The sequence below is a fragment of the Fibrobacter sp. UBA3718 genome, assembly GCF_002371935.1.
Lineage (GTDB): Bacteria > Fibrobacterota > Fibrobacteria > Fibrobacterales > Fibrobacteraceae > Fibrobacter.
In genome coordinates, this window is the sequence record NZ_DFHR01000015.1 from 42,355 (window position 1) to 54,102 (window position 11,748).

The window sequence follows — 11,748 nt, forward strand, 5'->3', positions numbered from 1 at the left end:
GGCTTTGGCGAGTCTCGAAGTTAGGTAAGCGTTCCGACGACTCCACGCCTTTTTTGGTTTGGAATAGTTGAAAAACAATTAAAACGGTATAATCAACATTCATTCCAAGAAGGTAATATATGAGCATGATTAAATGCCCCGAATGTGGGAAAGAAATCTCAGACAAGGCAAGTTCTTGCCCCTCCTGCGGATTCACTCTAAATTCGCAGAACACACAACCAGCACCCAAATCATCTAAGATAAAAAAAGTGTGCCTCATTGGAGGCATCCTTTTCCTTGTATTAATTATGATTGGATTCTGCAGCAACGGCAATTCATCAGATGATGCATCTTCTTCAAAGCAAGCAGCAAATGTAAAACCAGAATTAACAGTATCTGCATTTGAGCTATTTAATGCTTTTATGGAAAACGAATTAAGCGCTAATCAAACCTATAAAGGAAAATACATTGCTGTTCAAGGTGCAGTTGAATCTATAGGTGAAGACATCGTCGGCACTCCTTATGTAACACTAAAAACAAGTAACGCCATCTTAAGTGTACAATGTATGCTTAATAAATCTGAAACAGGAAAAGCAGCAAACCTTCAGAAAGGACAACAAATTGTCGTTCAAGGCACCTGTGATGGCAAATTCGGAAACGTCCTCATAAAAAGTTGTTCAATTAAGTAATCGCTTTTAATCCAACATTCCTCGCGTAGGGGAATCACGAAAAAAGGTTCGCTTCTAAAGAAGCGAACCTTTTAAAATATTATTTCTCTTTCTAGAAATGCAGAGAGCCAAGCGAGAGCAGGAACGCTCGCCCGTAGCGTACTAACGTACGTGAGGGCGAGTGTGACGAACTATCGCGCCGGCTATATGCGTTTTTATCCGAGGGTAACCTCTACTTTGTGGATTCCCTTCGTGAAAATGGGGGCAATATTCGAGTCGATTTCCTTGCCGTCAACCACCATCTTGGCGACACCCTTGCAAATGTGCTTCGGGTTCTTCACCGTAATCTGGTAGGTTGCACCACGGAACTTACGGGTTGCTTCGAAGCCATCCCACTTGGACGGGATGCAAGGATCAACCACGAGGCCCTTGTAGTTGGCACGGATACCGATGATGAACTGCGTGGCAGCCTGGTACGTCCAGGTGGAAGTACCGGAGAGCCATGCGTTACGGCCCATACCGAACTGCTTGTGTTCGTCACCGAGGATGTTCTGCGGGTAGCAGTACGGTTCGGACTCGAACACGTCGAGAATGTCGTTCTTGGAAGCCGGGTTAATTTGGTTGTAGTACTGGAAAGCATTGTCGCCACGGCCGAGGATGGTTTCGGCAATCATCACCCACGGGTTGGTGTGGAGGAAGATACCGCCGTTTTCCTTGGCTCCGGGAGGATAGGTGGAGATGCCACCCACGGCCGGTTCAAAGCCGCGGTAACCCGGAGTAGAGCTCTTCACGCCGTACTTGGTGTTGAGGAGCTTGTTCAGGCTGTCCATGCCCTGCTTGGCGCGGTCGCCGTAAGCGATGCCGGCGATAACCGGCCAGGACTGGCCGTTGCAGTAGATCTTGCCGTACTTGGCCTTGGCGACACCGTAGCCGTTGCCGTCCTTGTCGAACCAGCGGGTCCACCACTTGCCGTCCCAGGCGCTCTTGTTGAAGGCGGCCTTGACGTCTTCGTACCAGCCCTTGTACATTTCGACGGCCTTCTTGTCGCCGAGGGCTTCTTCGATGTCCATCATTTCGAGCAGGGCCTTGGCGTACAAGGCGGTGTTGAACGTGGATTCTGCACCGAGGGGCAAGTTCATGCAGTCGTTCCAGTCAGCAAAGCCGAGGAGCGGGAGGTTGTGCTTGCCGAGGTGTTCACGGGTGAACTTCAGGGCGCGCTTCAAATGTTCGAGGACAGTGCCCTTCGGACGGTCCTTGCGCTTCTTGCCGGCGACGTAGAACGGAATCTCTTCCTTGAGGAAATCCATCTTGCCGGTTTCCTTGAGGTAAGAAGCCACGGTGAGGATGATCCAGAGGTGGTCGTCGCCGTACCAATCGGCATACATCGGATTGCCCTTGGCATCCTTGACGCCAGCCTTTTCGCGGGAGTCACCGGCGTTCGCTTCGTTGCCGTTGTCTTCGGCGAGGGCGAGCGGGGCGTACTGGTGCATGGCGTTACCTTCGGGGCGCTGCACGGAGATGAGGTTCTTGGTGAGGACCAAGGCTTCTTCCGGCATGTGGCTCATGACACCCATCAAGTCCTGCGTGGAGTCACGGTAACCGATACCGCGGCTGGTGCCGTAGCCCAGCTGGTACAGGGAGAGGTAGCGGCTCCAGTTCTTGGTGGTGTGGCACTGGCGCGGGTTGTGGACGTTCACCATCGTGTTGAACGATGCGTCCGGAGTCTTCACCTGGATCGTGGAGAGGTAGTTCTCCCAGAACTTGGCAAGTTCGTCGAAAGCCTTGTCGACGTTCTTCAGGTCGCGGTACTTGGCGATGGCCTTGGCAGCAACCTTGAGGCTCTGTTCCTGACCGAGCTGGGTGCAGCAACGGAAAGTCTTCTTGGCGGCAATCTTGCCACCGTGAATCATGAGGGCGGCGATGTTGTCGCCACGGTCGCATTCGCTGTTGGAAAGTTCCTTGTTGCCCAAGGAAAGCGGAGCGGCCCAGGAGCCCATTTCGTTCGCGCCGAGGAACACGCGGCGGTCACCGTCGAAGCTACCGACCTTGCAGTTAGCGGTCACGTAGTTCACGGCGTAGTCGCGCTTCATGTAGGCATACTGTTCGAGAACGACGTGGCCGTCCTTTTCCCAGTGGCCCTTGAGGGTCATGGTCTGCGGGACCCAGTCGGCGTTCGTGAGCTGCTTTTCAGCTTCGAAGTGGCTGAATTCATAGACCGGGATAATGTCCACTTCCTTGGCGGCACCACCGAGGTTCGTCACCTGGATGTCCTGGAGGAGAGTGTTGGAGCCCGTCGGCACGAAAATCGTGACCTGGGTGCGGAGTCCGCAGCATTCGGCGATCCAGCGCATGTAAGAAAGGCCCACATGGCATTCCCACTTGTCCATCTTGGTGAGGGTGGGAACGACAAACGGAGAGAACACCGTGTAGCCCTTGGCTTCCTTGATACGGATGTAGATGGTGCTGGCCTTGAAGTCAGAGCACGGCATCTGGGCGATGTACTTGGTGATACGGTTCAGGGCCGGGTCGCCCTTGCAAACCAGGGTACCGCCGGTGGTATCCACGATACCGCCGAAATTCAAGGTACCGACGTAGTTGCACCACTTGATCGGGGTTGCCGGCGTGGTGAGCACGTATTCTTTTGCAGCGTCATCGAAGTAGCCGTACTGGGCGGCCGGAGCCTTCTTGGAGGCGACCTTCTTGACACTCTTCTTCTGTTTTGTAGCCATTGTATCTCCGTAAGAGGGGGTTGTTAAATTTAACGCGGTAAATATAGATTTTTAGACGAAAGACGATAGACGAAAGACGAAAGAAAGTGGTGAAAAGCTTTTCTATTTCACGCGAAGCGTCATTTTAAATCTATCGTCTATAGTCTACAGGCTCGCAGAGCCGTTCTTTCGTCTAACCTTTCTGGTTAAAGTTCTCGAAGTCGCGGTTGCCGAAGTTGATGTAGAAGTAGCCGTCGAGTTTCTTGTTGCGGATGGGGTCACGCAGGATGCCGATAGCGGCACGCACGTACTTGAGTTCCACGAGGATATGGTCGCGGCTCATGCAGTTGAGGAACGGGCCTTCCGGATAGAGCGTGGGGCGCGGTTCTTCGGCAATCATCTTTTCCAGGTTCTCGATTTCGAGAACGAGGTGGCGTTCATGGGCCTCCAGGGTGCGAATCAGCTCCTTGTTTTCGGCTCCATAGAGGAATGCAAAACCGAGCGTGCGCGGGTCGTCGTTGAACCCCGTCAAGTGCTTGAGGACTTCCTTTCGGAGCGTGTCCTTTCCCTTGTCTGTAATATTGAATACAACACGTTCGGGGCGGTTGCCATCGCGTTCGGAACGGCCGACGATGCAGCCATGCTTTTCGAGGGTCGCCAGGCGGTTGTAGACGGTCGATGTGCTCAAATTGGCCCAACGGTCCAGTTCGCGGTCGCGGATTTCTGTAATGATATCGTAGCCGCTGCTTTCGTGTTCGAGAATAAGCCCCAGAAGGACCAAGTCATATCGGTTCATTCAATACCTCTTTCTATTCCAACTTGGAATATACTCAAAAAAAATGGGAAAGAGCGATTTTTTTCAAAAAAAATGTAAAAAAAGCATTCTAAAACCGTTCGAACCGCCATATCCGCTATAAATAGGAAAGCCCCCGCGACCTTGCGGCCACGGGGACTTGTTTGTTAGGAGGAGAACTTAACAAACTAGGCTGTTATGCCTATTAAGCCTTATTGAGACGATCCTGGATCATGTCGATGATTTCGGAGAGTTCCTTCGGGAGGTGCTTGCCGAACTTCGGATAGTGGTTTTCCTTAACGTCGGCGAGTTCCTTCTTCCAGCCTTCCACGTCAACCTTCGTGATCTGCGGGAGAGTTTCCTTATAGTAGTCAGCGAGACCATCAGTATTGATGGCGCCTTCCTTCGGCATGTAACCGATCGGAGTTTCGACAGCGTTGTCAACACCGTTGCAGCGGTCGAAGATCCAAGCGAGCACGCGGCTGTTGTCGCCGTAACCCGGCCACATGAAGCCACCCGGAAGCTTTTCGTTGTTGGCATCCTTGCGGAACCAGTTCACGTAGAAGATCTTCGGGAGCTTGTCTTCGGTAGACTTCTTACCGATTTCGATCCAGTGCTTGAAGTAGTCACCCATGTTGTAGCCGCAGAACGGGAGGATTGCGAACGGGTCGCGACGGATCTTACCGACCTGAGAGGCGTCAATCGTAGAGGCAGCCGTGATTTCGGAACCCACGATGGAGCCGAGGAACACGCCGTGGTTCCAGCTGAGGGACTGGTGAACCAGAGGAATGGTGGACGGACGACGGCCACCGAAGAGGATTGCAGAGATAGGCACGCCTGCCGGATCTTCCCATTCCTTGGCAATGCACGGGCACTGCTTGGCCGGAGCGGTGAAGCGAGCGTTCGGGTGAGCCATTTCTTCGCCCTTAGGAGCCTTGTCCTTCGGGAGAGCGTCACGGGTCTTGCCCTTCCAGTCAACGAGCTTGCCCTTGGCCGGGTAGCCGATGCCTTCCCACCACACGTCGCCGTCTTCAGTGAGAGCGCAGTTCGTGTAGATAGTGTTCTTTTCAGCAGAGATAAGAGCGTTCTTGTTGGATTCTGCAGAAGTACCCGGGGCAACGCCGAAGAAGCCGGCTTCCGGGTTGATAGCGTAGAGACGGCCATCCTTACCAAACTTCATCCATGCAATGTCGTCACCGATGGTTTCGACCTTCCAGCCCGGGATAGTCGGGATGAGCATGGCGAGGTTCGTCTTACCGCAAGCAGACGGGAATGCGCCAGTCACGTACTTGACTTCGCCCTTCGGGTTGGTGAGCTTGAGGATGAGCATGTGTTCAGCGAGCCAGCCTTCGTCGCGAGCGAGAACGGTAGCGATACGGAGAGCGAAGCACTTCTTACCGAGAAGAGCGTTTCCACCGTAGCCCGAACCGTAGGACCAAATGAGGCGTTCTTCGGGGAACTGAGTGATGTACTTGTATTCAACGTCAGCGCAGGGCCAGATGCCGTTGTCGCTTTCGCATTCGCGGAGCGGCTTACCAACGGAGTGGAGGCACGGAACGAATTCAGCGTTCACGTCTGCATTGAAGATGTCGAGAACCTTCTTACCGGCGCGAGTCATGATGTCCATGTTGAGAACAACGTATTCGGAGTCCGTGACTTCGATACCGTTCTTGGAAATCGGGGAGCCGAGCGGGCCCATGCAGAACGGAATCACGTACATGGTACGGCCGTGCATACAACCCTTATAGAGTTTACGCATCGTCTGCTTGAGTTCAGACGGGTCGATCCAGTGGTTGGTCGGACCTGCATCTTCTTCCTTCACAGAGGAAATGAAGGTACGGGATTCGACGCGGGCCACGTCAGACGGGAGAGAACGGAACAGGTAGCAGTTTTCCTTCTTGGCGAGCTTCGTGGCGAGGCCAGCCTTGACGCACTTCTGCATAAGGGCATCGTATTCTTCCTTGGAGCCGTCAACGACAACGACGTTGTCCGGTTCGCACATGGCAATCATTTCATTCACCCAAGTACTGATCTTCGGGTGCTTGATATCGTTAAGGGTAAGACTCATTATGAGCTCCTGTTTGGTTTAACGTTAAGTTTCGATAATTTCGAACGCGGTAAAATCTACAAAAATAAAATCGGAATAGCAGGGCAACACCAAAAAAATGCATATAAAAGCCGCCCAATCCGGCACCTGAGGTCAGCGGTATCACTTTTTTCGATTTTTTCGTGTTTTTTTGCAAAAAAAAATGATTTTTCAAAAAAAAATTACATAAATTACGCATGTATACAAGAAATAGAGCTTTAAGCACGAACTGAGGTTTTATGAGTTGGTCTTATTCTAGAGAACATCAGAAAAACATCCTTTGCATGATCATGGCTGGCGGACAGGGAAGCCGTCTGCAGCCCCTCACCCGCGACCGCGCCAAGCCGGCCGTGCACTTTGGCGGAACCTACCGCATCATCGACTTCGTTTTGAACAACTTCATCAACTCGGGCATCTTCAAAATCAAGGTCCTGACGCAGTTCAAGAGCGATTCGCTGAACAAGCACATCTCCGCCGCATGGAACCTGAATGCTAGCCTCGACCAGTACGTGGACCTGGTACCTGCCCAGATGCGCACCGGAGACGACTGGTACAAGGGCACCGCCGACGCCATTTTCCAGAATATCAACCTCATTACCGACGAACGTCCGGATCTCGTGGCCATCTTCGGCGGCGACCATATCTACAAGATGGACATCAACCAGATGATTGACTTCCACCTGAGTCGCGCCGCACTGCTTACGATTGCGGCGATTCCCGTGCCAATCAAGGATGCGCGCGAGTTCGGCATTATCGAAGTGGACCAGGACAACCGCATGATCGGATTCGAGGAGAAGCCCCAAAACCCGAAGGAAATGCCCGGGCATCCGGGCTGGTGCCTTGCAAGCATGGGCAACTACATCTTCACGAGCAAGTTCCTGGTGCGCGAGCTCCTGAAGGGCGCAAACGAAGGTGCGACCGATTTCGGCAAGCACATCATCCCGCGCCTCTACAAGGACTACCCCGTCTACGTCTACAACTTCAACACGAACATCGTGCGCGGAGAACAGGCATCTACCAAGGGCTACTGGCGCGACGTAGGAACGCTCGATGCCTTCTTCGAAGCGAACATGGACCTCTGCTCCGAAAACCCGCCGTTCGACCTGTACAACAACTACTGGCCCATCCGCACGTTCAACTGGAACCAGCCGCCAGCAAGGTTCTTCGCGGGTGACGGCAGCGCCCACCAGGGAGCGGCCATAGACTCCATCGTGTCTTCGGGCTGCATCATCGGCGGCGGCACCGTCGTGAAAAGCATCCTCTCCCCCGGGGTCTCCATTCAGAAGGACGCGCTCGTCGAGGAATCCATTCTCTTCCCGAACGTGACCATCGGCCCGGGCGCAAAAGTCCGTCGCGCGATTATCGAGAAAGGGCTACACATTCCCGCCGGATTCCAGATCGGCTACGACCTGGAACGCGACAGGAAGCTCTTCCACGTGACCGAATCCGGCATCGTGGTGCTAGCGAAGGACACGATCATCAAAGCTTAATAAGGCGAGAGTTGCGGACAAGTTTGCTTGTCCATGACCGAGCCGAAAGGCTTGCGCTCGACAGAGCGCCAAGTTTAATAAGGCGAACGGTCGATTGCACAAACGATTATATAACAAAAAGGCCCGCACGATGAGTGCGGGCCTTTGGGGTTGGTTATGAAAGAAACTTATTCGCCGGCAGGCTGCGTACTAGAGGAATCCCTCGCGCCCCAGCCCCCCGTACCTCCGCCGGGCATCGTGAAGCTGGAATCACCGAAATTAAAATTGCCACCCGGGAATCCGCCGGTGCTGTCACCACCGAACATACCGCCGAAATCAGGCATCTGCATTTCCCACTGGCCGTCCTTGCAGATGTATGTCATTTCGAAGCCATTTTCACCACCCATCGACATGCTTTCGGTTTTCGTCGCACCTTCCTCGTCGCACGTGTTGGCCGCCGCAGTCGCGGCCGAATCCAGCGTCCAGTGACCGTCTTCGCATTTCATCACCATGCCCATCTGTTCCATGGTCTCCCCCGCCTCGCACTTCATCATGTCGGCGATAGAAGAGGAATCAACAGTCCACTGACCGTCGGTGCACGTCATCTTGATTCCCATCTGGTTCTGCGTGGCACCTTCCTCATCGCACTTCATCATGTCGGCAATGGCCGTGCTGTCAAAAACGAAGGACGAGTCCATCCCCGGAATCGTGCCAGGGCCCACATCGGCAGAACTTGCCGGGGGTACATCGTCCGAATCCGCAGATTCAGCCTTAGCATCACTGGAAGCGGCCGGTTCGCCACCTTCATCGCCGGTCGATGCGCTCGAGAGTGCCGGCTGTTCGTCGCCACCGGTCGTGGAGGCACTTGCGGAATCGTCGCATCCCATGTAAGTGAAGGCCACCGTAAGGGAGAGGGCCAAAGCAAGTTTCTTGAGATTCATTTTTACTCCTTTTTTGGTTAACGGTCTCCCATACGCCCTAAATATACGTCCCGAGAAACTTACACCTGCGTAACTTAAAGTAAATTCAAATTTAACGCATATAAAAAAGCGATCCAAAACACCCCGCACGGGGCTTTTTATCCCAAAAAAGAACCCCGCGACCTTGCGGGGCTCTTTGCTTATTCGTAAAGGTATTGGCGAAGGAACTAGTCTTTAACTACGCCAAGCGTGTCGACCGGCAAATCACCAAAGTCGAAATCCATATCGGGCATATACTCGCCATCCGTACAGACAAACGGCATACCCATAATTTCCTTGGTTTTGCCTTCTTCTTCCGCCGTGCAAACGAACTGTTCTTCCATGGCCCCCTCATCGGGAACCCAAGTGCCATTGACACAGGTCGCCTTCATGACCATGCCACCAAAGTCGATTTCCATTTCATCGCCTTCCTTGTCGCATTTGGCCGTGGCCGCGGAATCAACTTCCCACTCGCCATCCACGCAGACATAAGCAACCTGCATGCTGTTATTTCCCATCGTTACCGTATCAGTCTTGGTGGCGCCTTCCTCGTCGCACGTGTACATTTCGTCCATAGCCTCTTCGTCGGGCATCCAGAAGCCCTCTTCGCAAACAAGGGGTATTTCCTGGCCCATGTACGATTCCGTCTTCTTCGCGCCTTCCTCGTCGCACTTCATCTCATCCACGTCGAATCCGCCCGCGACAGACGAACTGGAGACCGCCTTCCCGTCATCCCCATTCACATCCTTAGACTCGCTGGAACCATCCACGTCCTTCGAATCGCTGGAAAGTTCCTGTTCATCGCCTTCGGTCCTCGGAGAGAATGACGTGGATTCGTCATCACATGCCACGAAAGCGAACGCCGCGGCGAGGGAAAGAGCACATGCAATTTTTTTGCACACCATAAAAGAACTCCTTTTTTAAGTTTAATATAAATATATATCACACTGACCGATATAGGGACATCCTATACGAAAAAAAGTCAAAATATGATCAAAAACACACTCCGGAACGCAAAGGCCCCGGCTCAAAGCCGGGGCTTTTGTTCCAAAAATTTGCCGTTTTACTTGTGGACGACCGTGTTCTTGACTACTCCGTTCGAAATCTTCACGCCGTTCCAGACGATAGCATCGCGGATTTCGACTCCCGAGAGCTCGCAGCCCTCGCCGATGGCGACAAACGGACCAATCTTGCAGCCGTGAATCTTCGCACCCTTGCCGATAAAGCAGGGCGGAATGATTTCAACACCAGGAGCGGCCATTTCCTTGGAATTGTCGTTCCTCTTGAGGATATGCGCGTTCGTATCGAGCAAGGTTTCGACAAGGCCACAGTCGAGCCAGCGCGAAACGGGGGCAGTCCTGAACTTGCAGCCCTGCTCGATCATCATTTCGAGCGCATCCGTAAGCTGGAATTCGTTCTTGGTGCGGATATCGTTGTCCATCAAATACTTGAGCGCATCCTTCAGGGCCTTCACGTCCTTGATGTAGTAGATGCCGACAATCGCCTCGTCGCTCACGAATTCCTGCGGTTTTTCGACTAGACGGTCAATTAGGCCGTTCTCGCCCACCACCGCGACACCGAAACGCTTGGGGTCTTCGACCTTGTAGGTGTAGAGGATGTTTTCCTGAGCGCCGTTCAAGATGGAGAGGTCAGCCTCGAAAAGCGTGTCGCCCAAGATAATCAGGAGCGGCTCATCGTCGTTTACGTAAGGAAGCGCAAGGCTAATCGCCTCGCCCAGGCCCTGCGGATTTGACTGGAGCACCGTGCGGACGTTCCCCCATTCGGGTTTAGTCTTTAGGTATTCGTCCATCTTTTCGGCCTTGTAGCCCGTAATAAAGATGGTTTCGGAAGGTTTAAGGCATGAAGCATCCTCGACAATCCAGTCGATGATGGTCTTGCCAGCAAGCGGCAAAAGGCACTTGGGGCGGTCTTCCGTGTAGGGACGAAGGCGGAGTCCATTACCAGCAACAGGCAAAACTATTTTCATAAAAATATCCTTACTTAATTGAACCCTTCTCAAACATACTAGTGAGCAAAGATAGTAATTTGTAGTAAATTTGTCCACAAGAGAACACATTTACCATCCATTGTATGACAAGCACACCAAAAAAATGCAAAAAAGCGTGATTTCGCCGGCACAAATTCCTTTTTTTCGTCCAAAAAAAGGAATTACAACATGGAACGCCGTGTTTATTTCTGACTATATCTTGGCGGGGCGATTTCGGCAAGGTTCGTGCGGAGGAACCTAATACCCTCGGGGGAAGCGGTTGCCGCAACAGCAGCGGCGTCCGTGGCCCTAGGCCCACCATTATTGAGCCGTTCTTGCATAAGTTCGCCGTAGAAGCTCCATACCTGTCCGTCTGGCTACTTGCATATTGGTAATCATACGGCGGACAGTAGATAGAAAGCGTCTGCGGACCCCACTGCGAACAGGTCGGGTTCGTTTCCTTGTTGGCTTCGGAGTGGCAGAAACCAAAACCGACACGCCGTTCACCGACGATGGAGTCCAGCGGGAAGCCCCCCCCCGTTGCCATAATCATAGTCAACCAGGAAATACCCCGGCTTGTCCGAGACAGGCAGGCTAAGCCGAATACCACTGGTGGAAGTTGGAATTGTCGCAGAGGTCATTTGCCTTCTGGATAAAGACACCATCATACATATCTAAACGGCCATCGGGCGTCGGAGCGAACACAAGATTCTTTTGAACCATCCCCGGAGTGTAGTAGACCGGATTGGACCAATCTCCCTTGGCTCCCGTTTTGGAACGGAAATTTCCACAAGTATAATGATAAGGAACGAGGTCGGCATGCCGGTAGGCATCATAATGGAGATAACCCTTCTCAAGAATCATGTCGCCACAACTGGTACTCCCGCCCTTGGTACAATAGTTTCCGTCGCCCGTGCTTACGTATTCCTCGGAGAAATTCTCAAAGTCGGGTGTTCTATCAAGCCCAGGGCAACACAAAAAAGACCTTGCAATTCTTTTTATTCATCATGGCTTAATATAAAATCTACAACATTTTGTAGCATCCCCCCTATATTCTGCTTATTTACCCCAAAAAAAAAAAGTAACCCGCCGGCATAGC

General features: G+C 52.7%; 9 protein-coding genes. 2 read left to right on the forward strand and 7 right to left on the reverse strand.

The features are described 5' to 3' along the window. The first annotated feature begins 119 nt into the window (after positions 1-119). Positions 120-668, forward strand: a complete 549-nt coding sequence (locus B4A77_RS06440) for an OB-fold protein (protein ID WP_290739333.1) — start codon at positions 120-122, stop codon at positions 666-668. Positions 669-862: 194 nt separating this feature from the next. On the opposite strand, the gene B4A77_RS06445 is transcribed toward B4A77_RS06440, so the two are convergent. The 3 genes from B4A77_RS06445 to B4A77_RS06455 form a co-directional block, all read right to left on the reverse strand. Then, entirely contained in the window at positions 863-3,376 is a 2,514-nt protein-coding gene (locus B4A77_RS06445; RefSeq protein WP_290739336.1) for a GH36-type glycosyl hydrolase domain-containing protein, read from the reverse strand. A gap of 172 nt (positions 3,377-3,548) precedes the next feature. Then, the gene (locus B4A77_RS06450) at positions 3,549-4,151 is read right to left on the reverse strand and encodes a PadR family transcriptional regulator (RefSeq protein ID WP_173382884.1); all 603 of its coding nucleotides are present in this window, start codon (positions 4,149-4,151) and stop codon (positions 3,549-3,551) included. Between the two features lie 202 nt (positions 4,152-4,353). Further along, positions 4,354-6,216: a phosphoenolpyruvate carboxykinase (GTP) gene (locus tag B4A77_RS06455; RefSeq protein ID WP_073114279.1), complete on the reverse strand. Its 1,863-nt coding sequence runs from the start codon at positions 6,214-6,216 to the stop codon at positions 4,354-4,356. A gap of 257 nt (positions 6,217-6,473) precedes the next feature. Here B4A77_RS06455 and glgC point away from each other — a divergent pair, with 257 nt between their 5' ends. Beyond that, positions 6,474-7,724, forward strand: a complete 1,251-nt coding sequence (glgC, locus tag B4A77_RS06460; protein WP_173366430.1) for a glucose-1-phosphate adenylyltransferase — start codon at positions 6,474-6,476, stop codon at positions 7,722-7,724. 167 nt (positions 7,725-7,891) lie between these two features. On the opposite strand, the gene B4A77_RS06465 is transcribed toward glgC, so the two are convergent. The 4 genes from B4A77_RS06465 to B4A77_RS06480 form a co-directional block, all read right to left on the reverse strand. Next, positions 7,892-8,644, reverse strand: coding sequence for a hypothetical protein (locus B4A77_RS06465; protein WP_290739339.1), 753 nt, complete (start codon positions 8,642-8,644; stop codon positions 7,892-7,894). A gap of 206 nt (positions 8,645-8,850) precedes the next feature. Then, a complete protein-coding gene (locus tag B4A77_RS06470; protein ID WP_290739342.1) occupies positions 8,851-9,567 on the reverse strand; it encodes a hypothetical protein in 717 nt (238 codons plus the stop codon). Between the two features lie 158 nt (positions 9,568-9,725). Next, the gene (locus B4A77_RS06475; RefSeq protein ID WP_290724476.1) at positions 9,726-10,649 is read right to left on the reverse strand and encodes a sugar phosphate nucleotidyltransferase; all 924 of its coding nucleotides are present in this window, start codon (positions 10,647-10,649) and stop codon (positions 9,726-9,728) included. A 594-nt stretch (positions 10,650-11,243) separates the two neighbouring features. After that, complete coding sequence (locus tag B4A77_RS06480) at positions 11,244-11,513, reverse strand: hypothetical protein (RefSeq protein ID WP_290733932.1); 270 nt, start codon at positions 11,511-11,513, stop codon at positions 11,244-11,246. Positions 11,514-11,748: the final 235 nt, after the last annotated feature.

Coding starts and splice junctions, on each gene's coding strand:
- glgC (WP_173366430.1), top strand. CDS start 6,474: ATGAGTTGGTCTTATTCTAGAGAACATCAGAAAAACATCCTTTGCATG.
- B4A77_RS06455 (WP_073114279.1), bottom strand. CDS start 6,216: ATGAGTCTTACCCTTAACGATATCAAGCACCCGAAGATCAGTACTTGG.
- B4A77_RS06440 (WP_290739333.1), top strand. CDS start 120: ATGAGCATGATTAAATGCCCCGAATGTGGGAAAGAAATCTCAGACAAG.
- B4A77_RS06465 (WP_290739339.1), bottom strand. CDS start 8,644: ATGAATCTCAAGAAACTTGCTTTGGCCCTCTCCCTTACGGTGGCCTTC.
- B4A77_RS06475 (WP_290724476.1), bottom strand. CDS start 10,649: ATGAAAATAGTTTTGCCTGTTGCTGGTAATGGACTCCGCCTTCGTCCC.
- B4A77_RS06450 (WP_173382884.1), bottom strand. CDS start 4,151: ATGAACCGATATGACTTGGTCCTTCTGGGGCTTATTCTCGAACACGAA.
- B4A77_RS06470 (WP_290739342.1), bottom strand. CDS start 9,567: ATGGTGTGCAAAAAAATTGCATGTGCTCTTTCCCTCGCCGCGGCGTTC.
- B4A77_RS06445 (WP_290739336.1), bottom strand. CDS start 3,376: ATGGCTACAAAACAGAAGAAGAGTGTCAAGAAGGTCGCCTCCAAGAAG.
- B4A77_RS06480 (WP_290733932.1), bottom strand. CDS start 11,513: ATGATTCTTGAGAAGGGTTATCTCCATTATGATGCCTACCGGCATGCC.